The sequence below is a fragment of the Pseudomonas sp. PLMAX genome, assembly GCF_046042685.1.
Lineage (GTDB): Bacteria > Pseudomonadota > Gammaproteobacteria > Pseudomonadales > Pseudomonadaceae > Aquipseudomonas > Aquipseudomonas putida_AE.
The window spans coordinates 4,200,038-4,220,084 of record NZ_CP064949.1 but is presented as its reverse complement, the minus strand read 5'-3'; the positions used below and the strand labels follow the sequence as shown (position 1 = coordinate 4,220,084).

Below are 20,047 nucleotides of genomic sequence, written 5' to 3'. Positions count from 1 at the left end.
CCGTGCCGGACGGCTCGATTCCGGCAAACAGGGTAAACGTCACGCGGCCGATGGTGGCTCGATCAATTGGCCAGGCACGCTGCTCAACGGTCGGCCGCGGCAGCGCCAGGACGTGTTGTTCCAGCAACGCACGCGTTCAGCTCATGAACTGTGGCTGGTGATCGTCGATGCCTCGGCGTCCACCCGGCGTCATCAAGCCTTGAGCGATGCCAAGGGTTTGCTGGCGCAATTGTTCGACGACGCCTACCGCCAGCGCGCGCGCCTGGCCTTGCTGACGGCCAGCGGTGCGCTGCCGAAGTGGCAGGTGCAGGGGCTGAAAGCGTCGACGGGGTTGCGCCCATGGCTCGATGGCCTGGGCGCCGGTGGCGGTACGCCGTTGCTGGCGGCGCTGGGTGAAGCGGGGCGCTGGCTGGCCGCGCGGCAAAAGCGTTTTCCGGCGGAGCAGCAGCGCTTGTTGCTGGTGACCGATGGCCGTCTGAAAGAATGGCCGTCGTTGCCCACGCTCGATTGTCCTGCATTGGTGATCGACATCGAGCGCGGGCCGATTCGTCTCGAACGCAGCAAGGTATTGGCGGCGCAATTGCAATCCGAATATCGGCATATCGACGAACTACTTCCGGGCTGAGTTCTGCGTTGTCTGTGCTGGCCCAATCGCCAGCAGGCTGGCTCCCACAGTGATCCGGGTGAGACACAGAAATCATAAACGCCGGATTCCCCTGTGGGAGCCAGCGTGCTGGCGATGAGGGCCTCAGGTTCAAAGCTGAAATTGCCAGGTACGCGTCACTCAAGCACCAGTGCAGTCCGGGGCACTGGAATCGGGTTGCGCATCAGCAAGCCCACCACCAACGCACCAAACAATCCCGCCAACCCCGCGACCCAAAGCAAGAGACTGAAACCACCCACAAACGCTTCTCTCGCCAGCGGCTCGACCACCGACCGCGCAGCCTCCGGCACCAGACTCAACGCCGCCGCCATGTCACCGGCCACCACCCGCGAGGCAACCCCTTGGGTCTGTTCAAGCCATTGCCCACCCTGTGCCGCCAGGCCGTCGTGCAGCAACCGTTCGCTATGCCCCGAAAGCAACGCGCCATACACGCCGATGGCCAGCATCACCGCGCTGAAGCGCATCGTCGTACTCATGCCCGAGGCCATGCCGGTGCGTTCCCTAGGCACGCAGGCCATGATGTTTTTCTGCGTATCGCCATTGAGCAGTCCCGCGCCGGCACCCGTCACGGCAATCGCCAGGGCGAAGGGCAGGTAACCGCCGCTATTGACCGCCCAGGCGCTGAGCAAATTACCGCTGCCCACCAGGGTGAGTCCGATGGCCATCATGTTTGCCGGCGTCACACGTCCCGCCAGGCGTGCACCAATGCGCGGAAAGATCAGCATGGTCACGGCAAACGGCAGCATGCCCAGCCCGGCGGAAATGGCGGTAAAACCCAGCCCGTTCTGCAGGTAGAACGGCAACATGGTCATCATCACCTGGGCGCACGCGGCGTAGGAAAACATGCCGAGCAGCGCGCCAATGAAGCGCGGATGCCTGAACAGTTGCAGATCGATCATCGGCCGCTGTTGCAGGCGCTCGATCACCACGAACAACCCCAGCAACAGGGCGCCGCCCACGAGGCGGGTGTAGGTGACGGGGTTGTCCCAGCCGATCCGGTTGGCTTCGATCAAGCCCCAGATCAGGCACAACAGGCTGGCGCTGAAGGCCAGGCTGCCCCACGGATCGAGGCGCGCAGCCTGGGCATCGCGGGATTCCGGCACCGCGCGCCAGACCATAACCATCAGCAACAGCCCCACAGGCAGGTTGAGATAGAAGATCCAGCGCCAACCAATGTATTCGGTGATCAAGCCGCCCAGGGTCGGCGCCGCCGTCATCGCCACGCCCATGCAACCGCCCCAGAACGCCCAGGCCTTGGCCCGTTCGACTTCATCGTGGAAGGTGTGGCCGATGGAGGCGAGCGCTGAGGTCAACAGCAGCGCCGCACCGACGCCCTTGATGGCGCGGGCAATGTCGAGAAACAGTGCATTCGGCGCCGCCCCACAGCCAATCGACGCAAGGATGAAGATGCCCAGCCCCCACATCAGCATTTTCTGCCGGCCAAAGCGATCGGCCAGGCTGCCAGCGGGCAGCAACAGCGCGGCGAAGGCCAGCATGTAGGCGCTGACCACCCATTCGATGTCGGCGAAATTTGCTCCCAGGTCCCGGGCGATGCTGGGCAAGGTAACGGCGACGATGTTGGTGTCGAGCACGATCAGCGAGCACACCGCAGAGGCAGTGAGCAAGGTCAGGCGCGGGCTCACCTTGGGTTTGACGGACATGGCCAGGGTTCTCTACTGTGAGGTTGGGTGCAGCTTATCGCTGGCTGACGCGGCCTTTGTTAGGCGCGCACCGTCACTTCATTACCTTTGAGCTAATGCACCGATGGACATCCGTCATTTCCGCTATTTCCTCGCTGTTGCCCGGCAAGGCAACTTCACTCGCGCCGCCGAACAACTCGGCATCGCACCGCCGACCTTGACTCGGCAGATCCAGGACATGGAAAACGAACTGGGCACGCGCCTGTTCGTGCGCCAGACCCGTGAAGTCAGCCTGACCGAAGCCGGCGCTGCACTGTTGATCGAAGCCGAGGCGACGGTGCGGCAATTCGAATACGCCCAGCAAAACGCCCAGCGTGCCGGGCGTGGCGATATCGGCCACATCGAACTGGGTTATGTTGCGTCGGCGGTGTATTCGGGGCTGCTGCAAAAACAGGTGCAGGGATTTGCCGCCGAGTACCCGGATGTCAGCCTCAATGTGCGGGAAAGCCCCATGGCCAGCCTGGCGAACATGATCCTTGAAGGGCGCTTCGACCTGGGCTATATCCGTTGCCCGCTGGCCCTGCCCGAGGGCATCGAGGCTGTGCAGTTGAGCGACGAAGGCTTTGTGTTGGCGTTGCCGGTCGACTCGTGGCTGAACCGTTTGCCGGTGATCAATTCGGCGCATTTACAGAATGAAAACTTCATTCTCCCGGAACAGGTCGTGGGTACCTTGCAAGTCGCTTCCCAAGGTCATTTCGTCCCGAAACTCGGTGCGCAGCCTGGTGGGCTGGTGGCGGTGATTGCCTTGGTTTCCCTGGAGCAGGGCGTGGCGGTGGTGCCGGAGTCGGTGGTCGGCCACGTCAGTTTGCCGAATGTGGTTTATCGCCAGATCAACGACTGCAAGGCATCGTCATGGCTGGCGTTGATTCATCGGCGGTTCGAAAAGTCTCCGGCGGTGGTACGGTACATCGAGCGAGTGAAGAATGGTTGAAAAGCATCGCCTCCAGAACAACACAGCTCCAGGGTTGCTACAGATCTTGAAATAATTTCAAGCTGTAGGAGTTCTCGGTATCACCTGTACGATTCAAGTCCTTTTTCCTTTTCAGGACTTGCATGAACACCTCTACGGAGCCCCCCAGTTATCCTTTCCCCTCGCGCGAACGCGCGGTCTTGATGTACGCGAAACATCCGGTCTTCTGGCGTCCCGATCTCCCTGTCATTGCACTTCCCCGGCCTCTGCGCCGTGCCTTGCCGTGCCCGGCATTCTGAATTCACTGAAGAGATCGAGACGTTTAAATGGAATGGTTAGCTGACCCCACCGCGTGGCTGGGCTTGTTGACGTTGATTGTGCTGGAGCTGGTGCTGGGCATCGACAACCTGGTGTTCATCGCGATCCTGGCGGATAAATTGCCACCCGAACAGCGCGACCGCGCGCGAATCATCGGGCTGTCCCTGGCCTTGTTGATGCGCCTGGGCCTGCTGGCGAGTATTTCCTGGCTGGTGACCCTGACCCAGCCGCTGTTCGAAGTGTTCGACAAGAGCTTCTCGGGGCGTGACCTGATCATGCTGTTCGGCGGTGTGTTCCTGTTGTTCAAGGCGACCATGGAGCTGCATGAACGGCTCGAAGGCCATGTCGGCGAGCGCACGTCCAATACGACTTACGCGCTGTTCTGGCCCATCGTGGCGCAAATCGTGGTGCTCGATGCGGTGTTCTCCCTCGATGCGGTGATTACCGCCGTGGGCATGGTCGACGAGCTCGCTGTGATGATGATCGCGGTGATCATTTCCATTGGCCTGATGATCGTCGCCAGCAAGCCGTTGACCCGCTTCGTCAACGCGCATCCCACAGTGATCATGCTGTGCCTGGGCTTCCTGATGATGATCGGCTTTGCGCTGACCGCCGAAGGCCTGGGCTTTCACATTCCAAAGGGTTATCTGTACGCGGCCATCGGTTTCTCGATCCTGATCGAAGTGTTCAACCAGATCGCCCGGGCACGCCGCAAGCGCTCGATGCAGGGCTTGCGACCGATGCGTGAGCGTACCGCCCATGCGGTGATGCGCTTGCTCGGCGGGCGCAAGTTGGCGGTGGAGGAGGTCGGTGAAGACATTGCCGACATGCTGGATAACGGTGAGGCACCGGGCGAACAGCTGTTCGATCGTCGTGAGCGGGTGATGATCAGTGGTGTCCTGCAACTGGCCGAGCGGCCGATCCGCAGCTTGATGACCGTACGCGCCGACGTCGATCACATCGACCTGGCTGAAGACGCCGAGGCGATTCGTACAAGGCTGATGCATTCGTCCTACTCGCGGCTGCCGCTGATTCGCGACGGCGCGGTGGATGAGCCGCTGGGCTTCGTACACAAGAAGGAGCTGCTGAAGGAATACCTGGGCGGCAACCAGCCCGATCTTGCACACCTGGCGCGCCAGACCATCAACCTGCTGGACAGCTATTCGATCCTCAATGCCCTGGAACAGATGCGCAAGGCCTCGACCCACATCGCGTTCGTGGTCAATGAGTTCGGTGACTTCGTCGGCGTGCTGACCATGACCGACATTCTTGAATCGATAGCCGGTGAGCTGCCCGACGCCAGCGAAATCGAAGGCCCGGACGTGGTCGAGGAGAAGGGCGGTTTCGTGGTCAGCGGCGCATTGAACCTGGCGCGGGTGCATCAGCGGACCGGGTTTGCGGCACAACCGACCGACGACTATCAAACCCTGGCCGGTTTGGTGGTGAGCCTGCTGGATCGGCTGCCGATGATCGGTGACAGCCACGAGTGGGAAGGCTGGCGGTTGACCGTCATGTCGGTTGAAGAGCGGCGGGTGACGCGGGTATCTCTGGTGCGTTTGGGCGGTTGATTCATTGCCTACTTCTAATAGCACTCTAAGGAACACTTTCATGCCGCATATCGTGCTTTCGCATGTAGTAGCGAGTATCTCGGAGCTCAAGAAAAACCCGATGGGTACAGTCGCAGCCGGTGGAGGGTCGTCCGTCGCGATCCTCAACCGCAACGAGCCCGCGTTCTATTGCGTCCCGGCCAAAGAATACGAGGCGATGATGAACCGGTTAGAAGATCTGGAGTTGGTTGCCCTTTGTAGAGAGCGAGAAAACGATCCGACGATAAAGGTTTCGATTGATGACCTATGAGTTGGAATTTTCCGAAAAGGCCTGGAAGGAGTGGAGGAAGCTGGGGGTAAATCTTCGAGAGCAGTTCAAAAAGAAGCTTCAAGAGCGACTGGTCAATCCACACGTACCGGCGGACCGTCTGAGCGGTCTAGGAAACGCGTACAAGATCAAGCTGCGTGACTGCTCGTTTCACAAGCAAGGGCGCACTAGTTGTGAACCTGCTACCCGCCCCCCGTAGCCAACGGTAGCGCTTCTAAAATCGTCCCTTTCGCTGAGTTGTTTCCCGGTTTTCACGCATCCACCTGATTCAAAACACTTTTCATTCCCCCTACATCTCGTCCACAACCTGTGGCACACTTTCTGCTGTCTATTCCGTTGTTACATACCGTATTCCGGTATAGCGGAATAAACATCACCCTGGAGTGCTTGCCATGCATCGCCGACCTTCTTTGTTCAAAGCGTGTGTTCTTCTTTTTGCAGCGTCTGCCGCTGCCGTGGGCGTGGCCCAGGCGGCGGACGGCAAGCTCGACAGTGTTCTTGCCCGCGGCAAGCTGATCGTGGGCACCGGCAGTACCAACGCGCCTTGGCATTTCCAGGGGGCGGATGGCAAGTTGCAGGGCTTTGATATCGATATTGCGCGCATGGTCGCCAAAGGCCTGTTCAACGACCCAAGCAAGGTCGAGTTCGTGGTGCAGTCGTCCGATGCGCGGATCCCCAACCTGCTGACCGACAAGGTCGACATGAGCTGCCAGTTCATCACCGTCACCGCCAGCCGTGCCCAACAGGTGGCCTTTACCCTGCCGTACTACCGCGAAGGCGTCGGCCTGCTGTTGCCGGCCAACAGCAAGTACAAGGAAATCGACGACATGCAAGCCGCGGGTGACAGCGTTACCGTGGCGGTGCTGCAAAACGTCTACGCCGAAGAGCTGGTGCACCAGGCACTGCCCAAGGCCAAGGTCGATCAGTACGACAGCGTCGACCTGATGTACCAGGCGGTGAACTCCGGCCGTGCCGATGCGGCGGCCACCGACCAGTCTTCGGTGAAGTACCTGATGGTGCAGAACGCTGGCCGCTATCGCAGCCCGGCTTATGCCTGGAGCCCGCAAACCTATGCCTGCGCGGTCAAGCGCGGCGATCAGGACTGGCTGAACTTCGTCAATACCACCCTGCATGAAGCCATGACAGGCGTTGAGTTCCCGACCTACGCGGCGTCGTTCAAGCAGTGGTTCGGTGTCGACCTGCCGACGCCTGCCATCGGTTTCCCCGCCGAATTCAAATGATCCCGTGAGGGCGGGGCGTTCGCGCCCCGCTCAAGGTACTGCCGACCATGAACTATCAGTTGAACTTTGCCGCCGTGTGGCGCGATTTCGACAGCTTGCTGGCGGGGCTCGGCCTGGGTCTTGAACTGGCGCTGGTGTCGATCGCCATTGGCTGCGTGATCGGCCTGCTGATGGCGTTTGCCTTGTTGTCCAGGCATCGCGCGTTGCGGGTGCTGGCTTCGGTGTATGTCACGGTGATCCGTAACACGCCGATCCTGGTGTTGATCCTGTTGATCTACTTCGCCTTGCCGAGCCTGGGGATTCGCCTGGACAAGATTCCGTCGTTCATCATCACCCTGTCGCTGTATGCCGGGGCCTACCTGACCGAAGTGTTCCGCGGCGGTCTGCTGAGCATTCCGAAGGGCCAGCGCGAAGCCGGCCTGGCTATCGGCCTGGGCGAATGGCAGGTCAAGGCCTACGTCACCGTGCCAGTGATGCTGCGCAATGTGCTGCCGGCGCTGTCGAACAACTTCATTTCCCTGTTCAAGGACACCTCGCTGGCGGCCGCGATCGCCGTGCCGGAGCTGACTTATTACGCGCGCAAGATCAATGTCGAGAGCTACCGGGTGATTGAAACCTGGCTGGTGACCACGGCGCTTTATGTGGCGGCCTGCTACCTCATTGCCATGATGCTGCGTTACCTCGAGCAGCGCCTGGCGATCCGCCGATAGGAGGCCCCATGTACGAATCCCCCAGTTGGCTGCATGAGTTATGGGTCGCGCGCGAGCCGCTCTGGCAAGGCTTCCTGACCAGCGTGCAGGTGTCTGCGCTGGCAATTTTGCTGGGCACGCTGCTCGGCGTGTTCGCTGGCCTGGTGCTGACCTACGGCAAGTTCTGGATGCGCGCACCGTTTCGTTTTTACGTTGATGTGATTCGCGGTACGCCGGTGTTCGTGCTGGTGCTGGCCTGTTTCTACATGGCGCCGGCACTGGGCTGGCAGATCAGCGCGTTCCAGGCCGGAGCGTTGGGGCTGACGCTGTTTTGCGGCTCACACGTCGCCGAAATCGTGCGCGGTGCGTTGCAGGCATTGCCGCGCGGGCAGATGGAGGCGAGCCAGGCCATCGGCCTGACGTTTTACCAGGCCCTCGGCTACGTGCTGTTGCCCCAGGCGATGCGGCAGATCCTGCCGACCTGGGTCAACTCGTCCACCGAGATCGTCAAGGCGTCGACGTTGTTGTCGGTGATCGGCGTGGCCGAGCTGCTGCTCAGCACCCAGCAGATCATCGCCCGGAATTTCATGACCCTGGAGTTCTACCTGTTCGCCGGATTCTTGTTCTTCGTCATCAACTACGGCATCGAGTTACTCGGCCGGCACATTGAAAAGCGGGTGGCCTTGCCATGACTCAGACTCAAACCCACGCACAACACGGCCAGCCGCTGCTGGACATCCGCGGCCTGCACAAGCGTTACGACCAGCTCGAAGTGCTCAAGGGCGTCGACCTGAGCATGCAGCGCGGCAACGTGGTGACGCTGATCGGTTCCAGCGGTTCGGGCAAGACCACGCTGTTGCGCTGCGTGAACATGCTCGAAGAATTCCAGGGCGGGCAGATCCTGCTCGACGGCGAATCCATCGGCTATGACGAAGTCAATGGCAAGCGCATCCGCCACCCGGAGAAGGTCATCGCCCGCCACCGTGCCATGACCGGCATGGCGTTCCAGCAATTCAACCTGTTCCCGCACCTGACCGCGCTGCAAAACGTCACCCTCGGTTTGCTCAAGGTCAAGAAGTTGCACAAGGATGAGGCGGTTGCCCTGGCGGAAAAATGGCTGGAGCGGGTCGGCCTGCTGGAGCGCCGCGATCATTTTCCCGGGCAGTTGTCCGGCGGTCAGCAGCAGCGCGTGGCGATTGCCCGGGCGATTGCGATGAACCCGAGCCTGATGCTGTTCGACGAAGTAACCTCGGCGCTGGACCCGGAACTGGTGGGCGAAGTGCTCAGCGTGATCAAGGGCCTGGCCGAAGACGGCATGACCATGCTGCTGGTGACTCACGAAATGCGTTTCGCCTTCGAGGTCTCGGACAAGATCGTCTTCATGAACCAGGGGCGTATCGAGGAGCAGGGGCCACCCAAGGATCTGTTCGAACGCCCGCAGTCACCGCGTCTGGCTGAATTTCTTAAAAGTACGCGGTTTTAAACACTCGATTTTCAATCAGGAGAAACACCCATGAGCATTACTCGTTACGGCACCGGCAGCACCGCCGCGGGCGGCCAGCCTCGCCCTTTCGCCCGCGCCGTTGAAGCCGATGGCTGGCTGCACGTTTCCGGGCAGGTGCCGGCGGTGGACGGCGAGATCATTACTGGCGGCATTGTCGAGCAGACCCACCAGACCATGAAGAACCTGGTCGCGATTCTCCAGGAGGCCGGTTACGGCCTGGAAGATGTGGTGCGTGTTGGCGTGTGGCTGGAGGATCCGCGGGATTTCACCAGTTTCAACAAGGTCTTTTCCGAGTACTTCAAGCCCGAACACGCCCCGGCGCGGGCCTGTGTGCAGGCGAACATGATGGTTGACTGCAAGGTCGAGATCGACTGCATCGCGTACAAGAAAAAGGCCTGATTTTTGTGGTGATCTCTTCGCGAGCAAGCCCGCTCCCACAGGGGATCGCGTTCCAAATGTGGGAGCGGGCTTGCTCGCGAAGGCGGCCTGACTGTCGCCACCGCAGTCCGTTAAAATCCCGGCGAATTTGAAGGGGAACCACTGACATGACTGAAGACACCATCAAGCGCCGGGCACGCGGTCTGGACCGGGCGTTCGATATCCTCGATTTCCTCAAGGAGATCGGCCAGCCCCTGCGCCCGAACGACATTGCCAGCGGCATCGGCAGCCCCAAATCCACGGTCTACGAGCTGGTGGCCTCGTTGCTCGAACGGCGGATCCTCGAGCCGGTGGGCAAGGACGGTCACGTCTACCTCGGTCGCCAGCTGTACTTCCTCGGGCAGGCGCACCTGCGCCATTTCGACCTGAGCCGCGAGGCCGATCACGCCCTGCAGGACATCGTCAGCCAGACCCATGAAACCGCGCAGATGTGCCTGCTCAACGGGCGCAAATACACCGTGGCGCTGATGAAGGAGGGCGAGCGGCATTTCCGCATTTCCTCGGACATCGGCGAGAACGCGCCCATCCCCTGGACCGCGTCCGGGCGCCTGTTGCTGGCGCATTTGAGTGACCAGGAAATCGTCGACCTGATCGACCACGACGACTTCATCCTGCCCAACGGTGAACGCTTGCCGCTGGAGCAGTTTCTCAAGGAAATCCGCCAGGCCGGTATCGACGGTTTTTTCTCCTTCGATAGCGTGGCCGACACCTTTACCCATTGTTTCGCCGCCCCGGTCAAAGACCCGAATGGCGTGGCCATCGCAACCCTGTGCATCGTCGCCCCCCGGGCCGATGCCAGGAACAATTACAACGACTACCGCCGGGTGCTGATCGACAGCGCCAACAGCCTGGCCCGTCGCATCAACGAATAACAGCGGCTGCCCGCGGCCGCGAATGTGAGGAGTTCGACCATGTCTTCTGCGAAAAATACTGCCGCCGTGGAAAAGGGCTTTGCCCACACCGGCGCCAACCTGGTGCGCGACGTCAGCCTGCCGGCGCTGGTGCTGCATCGCGAAGCGCTGGAACACAACATCCGCTGGATGCAGGACTTTGTCAGCAACAGCGGCGCTGAACTGGCGCCCCACGGCAAGACCAGCATGACCCCGGCGCTGTTTCGCCGGCAACTGGACGCCGGCGCCTGGGGCATCACCCTGGCCAGCGCCACGCAAACCCGTGCGGCCTACGCCCACGGCGTGCACCGGGTGCTGATGGCCAACCAGCTGGTCGGCACACCAAACATGGCGTTGATTGCCGATCTTCTGGCGGACCCGGCGTTCGACTTCTATTGCATGGTCGATCACCCGGACAACGTCGCCGATCTCGGCGCCTATTTCGCTTCCCGCGGCGTGCGCCTGAACGTGATGATCGAATACGGCGTGGTTGGCGGTCGTTGCGGTTGCCGCAGCGAACAGGAAGTCCTGGACCTGGCCAAGGCGATCGCCGCGCAACCGGCCTTGGCGCTGACCGGGATCGAAGGGTATGAAGGCGTGATCCACGGCGACCACGCGGTGAGCGGCATCCGCGCGTTCGCAGGCTCGTTGGTGCGTCTGGCGGTGCAGTTGCAGGACAGCGGTGCCTTCGCGATCAGTAAACCGATCATCACCGCTTCGGGTTCGGCCTGGTATGACCTGATTGCCGAAGAGTTCGAAGCGCAAAATGCTGCCGGGCGCTTCCTCAGCGTCTTGCGTCCCGGCAGCTACGTGGCGCACGACCATGGCATCTACAAGGAAGCGCAATGCTGCGTGCTCGACCGTCGCAGCGATCTGCAGGAAGGCCTGCGCCCGGCGCTGGAAGTCTGGGCGCACGTGCAGTCGTTGCCCGAACCTGGCTTCGCGGTGATTGCCCTGGGCAAGCGCGACGTGGCCTATGACGCCGGATTGCCGGTGCCGTTGCTGCGTTACCAGCCCGGTGTGGTACCGGCCAAGGGCGATGACGTGAGTGCCTGCAAGGTCACCGCCGTGATGGACCAGCATGCCTTCATGACCGTGGCGCCGGGGGTTGATCTGCGGGTGGGCGACATTATTTCGTTCGGCACTTCGCACCCCTGCCTGACGTTCGACAAGTGGCGCACGGGGTGCCTGGTGGATGAGCAGTTGAACGTCATCGAGAACATGGAAACCTGTTTCTAAGGCTTGAGACCGAGGTGCGGCCTTCGCGAGCAAGCCCGCTCCCACAGGGGGAATGCATTCCAATGTGGGAGCGGGCTTGCTCGCGAAGGGGCCCCGTCAGACACCACGGCAATACCAGAGACCCCACAATAATGAACACCATCAACACCCCACGCATCGCCCTGATCGGCGAATGCATGATCGAGTTGCAGCACCGCGCCGACGGCACCCTGCAACAGAGTTTCGGCGGCGATACCCTGAACACCGCGGTCTACCTGTCCCGGGAACTGGGCGCCGCTGGCACGGTGGATTACGTCACCGCCCTGGGCGATGACAGTTTCAGCGATGCCATGTGCCAGAGTTGGGCCGCCGAAAACATTGGCCTGGGCATGGTCCAGCGCTTGCCTGGCCGCTTGCCCGGGCTGTATTGCATCCAGACCGACGCCGCCGGCGAGCGGCGTTTTCTCTACTGGCGCAATGAAGCGGCGGTGCGCGATTGCTTCACCACCCCGGCCGCCGTGCCGATCCTGGCGGCGCTGCCGGATTACGACGTGTTGTATTTCAGCGGCATCACCCTTGCGGTGCTGGGCGTGCAAGGTCGGGAAAAATTGCTGGAAACCCTGATCGAGGCCCGCCAGCGCGATGCCCGAATCGTCTTCGACAACAACTACCGCCCGCGTTTGTGGGCCTCGGTGGAGGAGGCGCGGGCGGCTTATCGCAAGGTCCTGCCCTATGTCGACATGGCGCTGCTGACTGTCGATGACGAGCAGGCGCTGTTTCATTTCTCTGATTGTGCGGCGGTGTTTGCCGCGTACGAGCAGATCGGCACGCCCGAGGTAGTGCTCAAGCGGGGTGCCGAGGCGTGTTTGATTCGGTGTGACGGCGAGTCGTTCGAAGTGCCGGCGCAGAAGGTCGAGCGGGTGGTGGACACCACGGCGGCGGGGGATTCGTTCAGTGCGGCGTACCTGGCTTCGCGGCTCAAGGGGGGGAGCCCGGTTGAAGCGGCGGAGGCGGGACATCGGTTGGCGAGTCGGGTGATTCAGGTGCCCGGAGCACTCATCCCCAAGTGAGTGCTGGATGGCCGCTGGCTGCGCCATCGGTTCGCGAGCAAGCCCGCTCCCACAGGGATTTGTGAGCTGCCACAGATTTTAGCCACACCCGAAAACCTGTGGGAGCGGGCTTGCTCGCGAAGAGGCCCAAAAGCCAACGAGTCAATCCCGGTAAAACACCTGTACCAGGTGATACCCAAACTTGCTTTTGATCGGCCCATGCACCACCCGCAGCGGTTTTTTGAAGATCACCGCATCGATCGCACCGACCATCTGCCCCGGCCGTACTTCCCCCAGGTCGCCGCCGCGTTTGCCGGACGGGCAGGTGGAGTACTTCTTGGCCAGCACATCGAAGGCTTCACCCTTGGCGATGCGTTGCTTGAGTTGTTCGGCTTCTTCCGAAGTTTTCACCAGGATATGGCGGGCTTGAGCTTTCATGGGGCAGGTACCTTGCAACGGTCGTGACAGCGGGGCGGGCGATTATGCCCTAACTCACTGCGCTTGACCGATCATCGTGCGAATCTTGTTGGCCAGCAGATCGATGGAAAACGGTTTGGCCACCATGTCCATGCCTTCTTCGAGAAAGCCCTGGCGTTCGGCGGCCATTTGCGCGTAACCGGTCATGAACAGCACTTTCAGTTCCGGGCGATGCTGACGGGCAATCTCCGCCAGTTGCCGGCCATTCATCCCGGGCAGCCCGACATCGGTGACCAACAGATCGACTCGCAAGTCGGATTCGAGCAAGGGCAGGGCCGTCTTCGCATTTTCGGCTTCATAGGCGTGATAACCCAACTCCTTGAGCAGATCGAACACCAGCATTCGCACCGCCGGGTCGTCCTCCACCAACACCACCGTTTCGCCGGCAATCGCCGACGGTGCTTCGCTGATCACCGGCGACAGCACGTCCTGCGGCTCAACGTCGAGCAGTCGCGGCAAGTACAGGCGCACGCTGGTGCCCTGGCCGGGCATGCTGAACAGGGTCACGTGGCCACCGGACTGCTGGGCAAAACCGTAGATCATCGACAAGCCCAATCCGGTGCCCTGGCCGATGGGTTTGGTGGTGAAGAACGGGTCGAACGCCTTGGCCAATACCTTGGGGGTCATGCCGGTGCCGTTGTCGCTGACCGCGATCATCAGGTAATCCCCGGCCTTGACCGGTTCCAGGGTGGTGATGTCACTGCCGTCGAGATAGACATTGGCAGTTTCGATGCACAACCGGCCACCATCGGGCATGGCGTCCCGGGCGTTGATCACCAGGTTGAGCAGGGCGTTTTCCAGTTGACTGACATCGGTACTGACCGGCCACACGTCTTCGGTCAGCTGCAGCTTGAGTTCGATATGGTCGCCCTTGGTTCGGCTGAGCAGGTCTTCCAGGGAGTGGATCAGGTCATTGGCGTTCAGCGTCTTGCGATCCAGCGACTGGCGCCTGGAGAACGCCAGCAGCCGATGGGTGAGGGCAGCGGCGCGGTTGGCCGAGGACACCGCGGCTTCGGTGAAACGGGCGATTTCGGCGGCGCGGCCGTCGGCGATGTAGCGTTGCATCAGGTCCAGGCTGCCGATGATGCCGGTGAGCATGTTGTTGAAGTCATGGGCAATGCCCCCGGTGAGCTGGCCCACCGCTTCCATCTTCTGCGCATGGCGCAGGGCTTCTTCGGCGCGCTCGCGTTCGAACATCTCGCTGAGCAGTTTTTCGTTGGCCTCGGCCAGTTGGCGGGTGCGGGCACTGACCCGTTCTTCGAGGGTTTCGTTGAGGTTGCGCAGGGCTTCTTCGGTCTGTTTGCGCTCGGTTTCGTCGATGACGAAGATGTAGAAACCATTTACCGCGCCATCCGCACCGTGACGTGGCAGGTAATTCATCAGCGCCTGGCGGATGCTGCCATCGCGGTGCGGGGTGCTGATGCTGAAGCTGCAGGCCTTGCCGGCCAGGGCCTGGGCGATGTACCCGGCGCGCAGGGCATAGGCCTCGTCGCCCAGCACTTCGCGGACGGTGCGGCCGAAGAGTTCCTGGGGCGTGAGGCCATACCAGTCGAGGTAGGCGGCGTTGTTCAGGCGAAAGCGTTCCTCGCGGTCGACGTAGCTGATCAGGATCGGCATGGCGTTGATGATCAACTGCAGCTCGGTCTGGCTCTGGCGCAAGGCCTGCTCGGTGTTCTTGCGATCGGTCAGGTCGAGGGCGGCGCCGAGGAAGCGGATCGGCCGGCCATGGTGATCCTTGTAGCAACGGCCGCGGGCGAACACCCAGCGCAACTGGCCATCGGCTAGCAGCAGACGGTATTCCTCGGCGTATTCGGTGCCGTGGGTAATGCAGTGCTTGATGCTGCGGGCAATCAGGGTGCGGTCTTCGGGGTGGACGCCGTGCAGGTATTCGCTGATCGGCAACTGGCCGGACAGGGCCGGTTCGACGCCGTGCAACTGGGCAAAATGGGCGTCGGCGATGAAGCGGTCCTCGCTGATGTCCCAGTCCCAGGTGCCGACCGCGTCGGTGGCGGCGAGGGCCAGTTGCAGGCGTTCTTCGGTGTCTTGCTGGGCCTTGAGGCTCGCGGCGGAGCGCTGTTCCAGTTCGAGGGCGATGCGCCGGCGTTCGTTGGTTTCGATGGCAGTGACCAGGATGCCGGCGACCTGGGCGTTTTCGTCGCGGATGGGGCTGTAGGTCAGGTCCAGCCAGAAGTCGGAATCGATGCCGTCGCGCTGAAGGGTGAAGCGCTGTTCGCTGTAGGTTCGCACCTGGCCTTGCAGGACCGCGCTGTAGATCGGGTCGGTAAAGTCCTTCAATTCGGGCCAGATCAGGTGGGTTGGCTGTCCGAAAGCGTGCGGATGCTTGCTGCCGGCCAGCAGCGCGAAGCCATCGTTGTAGATCTGCGTCAGTTGCGGCCCCCAGAGCAGCAGCATCGGCATCGGCGAGTGAATCACGATGTCCACGGCGGTACGCAGGCTCTGCGGCCAGGTGCCGGCGGCGCCTAGTGGGCTGCTCGCCCAGTCGAGTCTGGCAATCAGGGCCTGGGCATCGCTGCCGGTGGGTGATGCGTTCATCTGGTTGTCCTGAACATGATTCGGTGTGGCGGCCTCTACTATTCCTGCAGGGCAGTAGACGCTGGATGGCCTGCTTCAGGTCATTCTTTTTATCATTGAATGCTCCACAGATATTTTTTGCCATGGAAATCGAACCCCTGCAGGTGTTTCAGTCCTGGAGTTCAGGGCGGTTGCGGAATTGCTCGAGCGCTTGGGGATTGGCCAGCGCATCGGTGTTTTTCACCTTTTGCCCGTGCACCACATTGCGCACCGCCAACTCGACGACTTTGCCGCTGATGGTCCGGGGAATGTCGGTGACCGCGACAATCTTCGCCGGCACATGCCGGGGTGTGGTGTTGGCGCGAATGACCTGGCGAATCTGCTGCTGCAACGCCACATCGAGTTCCACGCCATCGCGCAGGCGCACGAACAGCACCACCCGTACATCATCCTGCCATTGCTGACCGATGGCCACGCTGTCGAGCACCTGCGGGACCTTTTCCACCTGGCGATAGATTTCCGCGGTACCGATGCGCACGCCGCCGGGGTTGAGCACCGCGTCCGAACGGCCGTGGATCATCATCGCGCCATGAGGCAGCTGTTCGGCGTAGTCGCCCTGGGCCCAGACCCCGGGAAACTGGCTGAAGTAGGAAGCCTCGAGCTTTTCGCCGTCGGGGTCGTGCCACAGGCCGATGGGCATCGCCGGAAAGTGCCGGGTACACACCAGCTCGCCTTTTTCACCAATCACCGGTTGACCCTGGTCGTTCCATACCTCCACGGCCATGCCCAGGCTCTTGCCCTGGATCTCGCCACGGCGCACCGGCTGCCAGGGGTTGCCGTTGACGAAACAGGAGACGATGTCGGTGCCGCCTGACATCGACGCCAGGCACAGGTCGGCCTTGAAATCGCGATAGACGTAGTCGTAGCTCTGCGGCGACAGCGCCGAACCTGTGCAGAGCAGGGTCTTGAGGTTGCCCAGGTCATGGCTTTGCGCAGGCTTCACGCCGCTGCTTTGCAGAGTGGCGAGGTACTTGGGGCTGGTGCCGAATACCGTGATGCCCTCGTCGTCGATCAGATCGACCAAGCGATCGGCATCCGGCTGGAACGGCGAGCCGTCGTACAGCACCACGGCGCTGCCCACCGCCAGGGCCGAGACCAGCCAGTTCCACATCATCCAGCCGCAGGTGGTGTAGTAGAACAAGCGGTCACCGGGGCCGAGATCGCAATGCAGGCCGTGTTCCTTGACGTGTTGCAGCAGCACGCCGCCGGTGCTGTGGATGATGCATTTGGGCACGCCAGTGGTGCCACTGGAGTAGAGGATGTACAGCGGATGGGCGAAGGGCACCGGGACGAAATCCGGTTCGCCGCCAGGCTCATAGAAGTCGTTCCAGAGCGTGACGTTCGCCGGGGTACGGAAGTCTTCGATGTGAGTTCCGGGCTGTGCGTATGGCACGATGACCAACTGCTGCAAGGTCGGCAGGCGCTCGAGGATTTCGTTGACCTTGGCGGTCTGGTCGATCTCCTTGCCGGCGTAGCGATAACCGGCGCAGGTCACCAGCACTTTCGGTTCGATCTGGCCGAAGCGGTCGATCACCCCCTGGGTGCCGAAGTCTGGCGACGAGCAGGACCAGATGGCCCCGAGGCTGGTGGTGGCAAGCATGGCCACCAGGGTTTGCCAGGTGTTGGGCATGCACGCCGCCACCCGGTCGCCGAGGCCGACACCGGCCGCGATCAAGCCGTTCTGAAAGCCGGCGACATGCTCGGCCAGTTCAGCCCAGGTCAGGTGTTCACGCTGACCGTTTTCCGCCACGGCCACCACGGCCACGGCATCGTCGCGACGGCTCAGCAGGTGTTCGGCGAAATTCAGGGTCGCGCCGGGAAACCACTGGGCGCTGGGCATCTGCGCGCCTTCGAGCAGCACCGCGTCGGGTTGCTCATGGAAGCGGATGTCGAAGAAGTCGACGATGGCCTGCCAGAAGTCCGGGCGCTGATCGATCGACCATTGGTGCAGGGCGGGGTAGTCGTCGATGTGCAGGTGGTGGCGTTGATTGATGAAGCGCCGAAAGGCCTCCATGCGGGTCTTGCCGATGCGTTCGGCGCTGGGTTGCCAGAGGATGTCGGACATGAGTTGCCTCTTCTTTATTATTCACGCACAAGCCGAGGTAGACACATTTCACCTGTGGGAGCGGGCTTGCTCGCGAACGCGGTGAGTCAGACACCATAAATGTCGCTGATAGACCACATTCGCGAGCAAGCCCGCTCCCACAGGGTGGATGGTTACTGCGCCAACCACCCCCCATCGACATTCCATGCCGCGCCGCGCACCTGGGTGCCGGCTTCGCTGCACAGGAACAGCACCAGTTCGCCCAATTGCGGTGGCGTCACGAATTCCAGCGACGGCTGTTTCTCGGCCAGCAAATCATGCTGCGCCTGCTGCGGGTCGATGCCGGTGGCGGCGCGGTCGTCGATCTGCTTCTGCACCAGCGGCGTCAGCACCCAGCCCGGGCAAATCGCGTTGCAGGTGATGTTGCTGGTGGCGGTTTCCAGGGCGACCACCTTGGTCAGCCCGATCACCCCGTGTTTGGCGGCGACATAGGCGGCTTTGCCGGTCGAACCCACCAGGCCATGCACCGAGGCAATGTTGATCACCCGGCCCCAGCCCTTGGCGCGCATGCCCGGCAGGCTCAGGCGGGTGCTATGGAACACCGACGACAGGTTGATGGCAATGATCGAGTCCCAGCGCTCCACCGGGAACTCGTCCACCGGCGCTACATACTGGATGCCGGCGTTGTTGACCAGAATGTCGACGCCGCCGAATTCACGCTCGGCGTAGGCGATCATGTCGGCGATCTGCGCCGCGTCGCTGACATCGGCAGGATGATGGCCAACCTTGCCGCCGAACTGCTCTACCTCGGCGATCACTTTGGATGCATCGCCAAATCCGTTGAGAATCAGGTTGGCGCCCGCCTTGGCCAGGCTCAGGGCAATGCCCAGGCCGATGCCGCTGGTGGAACCGGTAACCAGTGCGGTCTTGCCCGAAAGAGTCGTCATCAATACCTCACACAATGCCAGTGGCGTAGAAAGTGCCGATCACTACGAAAACCGCGAGGGTCTTGATCAGCGTAATACAGAAAATGTCTTTGTAGGCCTCGCGGTGGGTCAGGCCGGTCACCGCCAGCAGAGTAATCACCGCGCCGTTGTGCGGCAGGGTGTCCATGCCGCCACTGGCCATGGCGGCCACCCGGTGCAGGACTTCCAGCGGGATGTTGGCGGCGTGGGCGGCTGCGATGAAGTCATTGGCCATGGCCGCCAGCGCAATGCTCATCCCGCCCGACGCAGAACCGGTGATGCCGGCCAGCAGGGTCACGGTAATCGCTTCATTGACCAGCGGATTGGGAATGCTCTTGAGCCAGTCGGCCAAGACCAGGAAGCCCGGCAAGGAGGCGATCACTGCGCCAAATCCATACTCCGACGCGGTGTTCATCGCCGCCAGCAACGAACCGCCGACCGCACTTCTACTGCCCTCGGCGAGTTTGCCGCGAATCGCCTGGAAGCCGAACACCAACACCATGAGGATGCCGACCAGCAGCGCGGCTTGAACGGCCCAGATTGCCGTCAGCTTGGCGATTTCAGTGGTCACCGGCGCGGCCATGCCTGGCAGTGCGAGGCTGTGGGTCTTGCCGTACCACTGTGGGATCCATTGGGTAAACAGCAGGTTCATGATGCCCACGGCCAACAGCGGCGACAGGGCGATCCAGGGGTTGGGCAGCTTGATGTCGGCAGCGGTTTCCGGCTCGTTGCGCAGTTCGGTGCCATAACCCTCACCGGCCAGCTGAGCCTTTTTGCGTTGGCGCTGCAGAAACAGCATGCCGGCGCAGACCACGAAGATCGCGCCGATCAAGCCCAGCCATGGCGCAGCCCAGGCGGTGGTGTTGAAGAAGGTACTGGGGATGATGTTCTGGATCTGCGGGGTGCCGGGCAGGGCGTCCATGGTGAACGAAAAGGCGCCGAGGGCGATGGTCGCCGGGATCAGGCGCTTGGGGATGTTGCTCTGGCGGAACATTTCTGCGGCGAACGGATAGACCGCGAACACCACGACGAACAGCGAGACGCCTCCGTAGGTCAGCAGGGCGCAGACCAGCACGATCACCAGCATCGCCTGGCGGGTGCCAAGCAGGCGAATGGCCGCCGCGACGATCGAGCGCGAAAAACCCGACAGCTCGATGAGCTTGCCGAACACTGCGCCGAGCAGGAACACCGGGAAATACAGCTTGATGAAGCCGACCATTTTTTCCATGAACACCCCGGTGAAGGCAGGGGCGACGGCAGAAGGGTCGGTGAGCAGGACGGCGCCGAGGGCGGCAATCGGGGCAAAAAGGATAACGCTGTAGCCACGGTAGGCAGCCAGCATCAGCAGCGTGAGGGCTGCCAAGGCAATGATCACACTCATGGTGTGTCTCCTGGATTGTTATTTTTTTAAGGTAGTACGTTGTGGGGAGGGGCTATAGCGAGATTTGTGCCAAGTGGTTAAGTTGTTGAAAT

At 61.8% G+C, this 20,047-nt stretch carries 18 protein-coding genes and 1 pseudogene; 13 read left to right on the top strand and 6 right to left on the bottom strand.

All coding sequences use genetic code 11. The annotated features are described in order from the left end of the window. The first annotated feature begins 79 nt into the window (after positions 1–79). Positions 80–625: a vWA domain-containing protein gene (locus DKB71_RS19255; RefSeq protein ID WP_408601132.1), complete on the top strand. Its 546-nt coding sequence runs from the start codon at positions 80–82 to the stop codon at positions 623–625. Between the two features lie 155 nt (positions 626–780). On the opposite strand, the gene DKB71_RS19250 is transcribed toward DKB71_RS19255, so the two are convergent. After that, the gene (locus DKB71_RS19250) at positions 781–2,325 is read right to left on the bottom strand and encodes an MFS transporter (RefSeq protein ID WP_408596685.1); all 1,545 of its coding nucleotides are present in this window, start codon (positions 2,323–2,325) and stop codon (positions 781–783) included. Between the two features lie 103 nt (positions 2,326–2,428). Between DKB71_RS19250 and DKB71_RS19245 the strand changes: the two genes are divergently transcribed. From DKB71_RS19245 to DKB71_RS19190, 12 genes and pseudogenes are all read left to right on the top strand, one after another. Next, positions 2,429–3,295, top strand: a complete 867-nt coding sequence (locus DKB71_RS19245) for a LysR family transcriptional regulator (RefSeq protein WP_274075946.1) — start codon at positions 2,429–2,431, stop codon at positions 3,293–3,295. Between the two features lie 305 nt (positions 3,296–3,600). Further along, positions 3,601–5,160 (top strand): TerC family protein, encoded by a 1,560-nt coding sequence (locus DKB71_RS19240; RefSeq protein WP_274075947.1) that lies wholly within the window; start codon positions 3,601–3,603, stop codon positions 5,158–5,160. Positions 5,161–5,200: 40 nt separating this feature from the next. After that, on the top strand, positions 5,201–5,449 hold the full coding sequence (locus DKB71_RS19235) for a type II toxin-antitoxin system Phd/YefM family antitoxin (protein ID WP_274075948.1): 249 nt from the start codon (positions 5,201–5,203) through the stop codon (positions 5,447–5,449). After that, positions 5,439–5,621: pseudogene (locus DKB71_RS19230) on the top strand (type II toxin-antitoxin system RelE family toxin); the annotation flags it as partial. The gene DKB71_RS19235 and the pseudogene DKB71_RS19230, both read left to right, overlap by 11 nt. 238 nt (positions 5,622–5,859) lie before the next feature. Continuing rightward, on the top strand, positions 5,860–6,708 hold the full coding sequence (locus DKB71_RS19225; RefSeq protein WP_408596682.1) for a transporter substrate-binding domain-containing protein: 849 nt from the start codon (positions 5,860–5,862) through the stop codon (positions 6,706–6,708). A 47-nt stretch (positions 6,709–6,755) separates the two neighbouring features. Beyond that, positions 6,756–7,418, top strand: coding sequence for an amino acid ABC transporter permease (locus DKB71_RS19220; protein ID WP_323626082.1), 663 nt, complete (start codon positions 6,756–6,758; stop codon positions 7,416–7,418). A gap of 8 nt (positions 7,419–7,426) precedes the next feature. Beyond that, complete coding sequence (locus DKB71_RS19215) at positions 7,427–8,089, top strand: amino acid ABC transporter permease (protein WP_274075952.1); 663 nt, start codon at positions 7,427–7,429, stop codon at positions 8,087–8,089. Continuing rightward, positions 8,086–8,880, top strand: a complete 795-nt coding sequence (locus DKB71_RS19210) for an amino acid ABC transporter ATP-binding protein (RefSeq protein ID WP_408596679.1) — start codon at positions 8,086–8,088, stop codon at positions 8,878–8,880. The genes DKB71_RS19215 and DKB71_RS19210 overlap by 4 nt, the downstream gene beginning before the upstream one ends. 30 nt (positions 8,881–8,910) lie before the next feature. Continuing rightward, on the top strand, positions 8,911–9,300 hold the full coding sequence (locus DKB71_RS19205) for a RidA family protein (protein ID WP_408596677.1): 390 nt from the start codon (positions 8,911–8,913) through the stop codon (positions 9,298–9,300). 146 nt (positions 9,301–9,446) lie between these two features. Continuing rightward, entirely contained in the window at positions 9,447–10,211 is a 765-nt protein-coding gene (locus DKB71_RS19200) for an IclR family transcriptional regulator (RefSeq protein WP_406591709.1), read from the top strand. 39 nt (positions 10,212–10,250) lie between these two features. Further along, positions 10,251–11,468 (top strand): amino acid deaminase, encoded by a 1,218-nt coding sequence (locus tag DKB71_RS19195; protein ID WP_408596675.1) that lies wholly within the window; start codon positions 10,251–10,253, stop codon positions 11,466–11,468. A gap of 131 nt (positions 11,469–11,599) precedes the next feature. Next, positions 11,600–12,517: a sugar kinase gene (locus DKB71_RS19190; RefSeq protein WP_408596673.1), complete on the top strand. Its 918-nt coding sequence runs from the start codon at positions 11,600–11,602 to the stop codon at positions 12,515–12,517. Between the two features lie 141 nt (positions 12,518–12,658). Here DKB71_RS19190 and DKB71_RS19185 read toward each other — a convergent pair whose 3' ends face one another. From DKB71_RS19185 to DKB71_RS19165, 5 genes are all read right to left on the bottom strand, one after another. Continuing rightward, entirely contained in the window at positions 12,659–12,934 is a 276-nt protein-coding gene (locus tag DKB71_RS19185) for a peptidylprolyl isomerase (RefSeq protein WP_007933743.1), read from the bottom strand. Positions 12,935–12,988: 54 nt separating this feature from the next. After that, positions 12,989–15,526 carry a PAS domain-containing protein gene (locus tag DKB71_RS19180; RefSeq protein WP_408596671.1) on the bottom strand — a complete coding sequence of 846 codons (2,538 nt, stop codon included), beginning with the start codon at positions 15,524–15,526 and terminating at the stop codon, positions 12,989–12,991. Positions 15,527–15,674: 148 nt separating this feature from the next. Next, positions 15,675–17,630 (bottom strand): acetoacetate--CoA ligase, encoded by a 1,956-nt coding sequence (locus tag DKB71_RS19175; protein ID WP_408596669.1) that lies wholly within the window; start codon positions 17,628–17,630, stop codon positions 15,675–15,677. Positions 17,631–17,782: 152 nt separating this feature from the next. Beyond that, positions 17,783–18,556, bottom strand: a complete 774-nt coding sequence (locus tag DKB71_RS19170) for a 3-hydroxybutyrate dehydrogenase (protein ID WP_323606347.1) — start codon at positions 18,554–18,556, stop codon at positions 17,783–17,785. Positions 18,557–18,563: 7 nt separating this feature from the next. Then, positions 18,564–19,955, bottom strand: coding sequence for a GntP family permease (locus tag DKB71_RS19165; protein ID WP_274075961.1), 1,392 nt, complete (start codon positions 19,953–19,955; stop codon positions 18,564–18,566). Between the last annotated feature and the right edge of the window lie 92 nt (positions 19,956–20,047).

Excerpts from the sequence above, each read along its gene's own strand:
- DKB71_RS19250 (WP_408596685.1), bottom strand. The coding sequence starts at position 2,325 with ATGTCCGTCAAACCCAAGGTGAGCCCGCGCCTGACCTTGCTCACTGCC.
- DKB71_RS19245 (WP_274075946.1), top strand. The coding sequence starts at position 2,429 with ATGGACATCCGTCATTTCCGCTATTTCCTCGCTGTTGCCCGGCAAGGC.
- DKB71_RS19240 (WP_274075947.1), top strand. The coding sequence starts at position 3,601 with ATGGAATGGTTAGCTGACCCCACCGCGTGGCTGGGCTTGTTGACGTTG.
- DKB71_RS19235 (WP_274075948.1), top strand. The coding sequence starts at position 5,201 with ATGCCGCATATCGTGCTTTCGCATGTAGTAGCGAGTATCTCGGAGCTC.
- DKB71_RS19225 (WP_408596682.1), top strand. The coding sequence starts at position 5,860 with ATGCATCGCCGACCTTCTTTGTTCAAAGCGTGTGTTCTTCTTTTTGCA.
- DKB71_RS19220 (WP_323626082.1), top strand. The coding sequence starts at position 6,756 with ATGAACTATCAGTTGAACTTTGCCGCCGTGTGGCGCGATTTCGACAGC.
- DKB71_RS19215 (WP_274075952.1), top strand. The coding sequence starts at position 7,427 with ATGTACGAATCCCCCAGTTGGCTGCATGAGTTATGGGTCGCGCGCGAG.
- DKB71_RS19210 (WP_408596679.1), top strand. The coding sequence starts at position 8,086 with ATGACTCAGACTCAAACCCACGCACAACACGGCCAGCCGCTGCTGGAC.
- DKB71_RS19205 (WP_408596677.1), top strand. The coding sequence starts at position 8,911 with ATGAGCATTACTCGTTACGGCACCGGCAGCACCGCCGCGGGCGGCCAG.
- DKB71_RS19200 (WP_406591709.1), top strand. The coding sequence starts at position 9,447 with ATGACTGAAGACACCATCAAGCGCCGGGCACGCGGTCTGGACCGGGCG.
- DKB71_RS19195 (WP_408596675.1), top strand. The coding sequence starts at position 10,251 with ATGTCTTCTGCGAAAAATACTGCCGCCGTGGAAAAGGGCTTTGCCCAC.
- DKB71_RS19190 (WP_408596673.1), top strand. The coding sequence starts at position 11,600 with ATGAACACCATCAACACCCCACGCATCGCCCTGATCGGCGAATGCATG.
- DKB71_RS19185 (WP_007933743.1), bottom strand. The coding sequence starts at position 12,934 with ATGAAAGCTCAAGCCCGCCATATCCTGGTGAAAACTTCGGAAGAAGCC.
- DKB71_RS19180 (WP_408596671.1), bottom strand. The coding sequence starts at position 15,526 with ATGAACGCATCACCCACCGGCAGCGATGCCCAGGCCCTGATTGCCAGA.
- DKB71_RS19175 (WP_408596669.1), bottom strand. The coding sequence starts at position 17,630 with ATGTCCGACATCCTCTGGCAACCCAGCGCCGAACGCATCGGCAAGACC.
- DKB71_RS19170 (WP_323606347.1), bottom strand. The coding sequence starts at position 18,556 with ATGACGACTCTTTCGGGCAAGACCGCACTGGTTACCGGTTCCACCAGC.
- DKB71_RS19165 (WP_274075961.1), bottom strand. The coding sequence starts at position 19,955 with ATGAGTGTGATCATTGCCTTGGCAGCCCTCACGCTGCTGATGCTGGCT.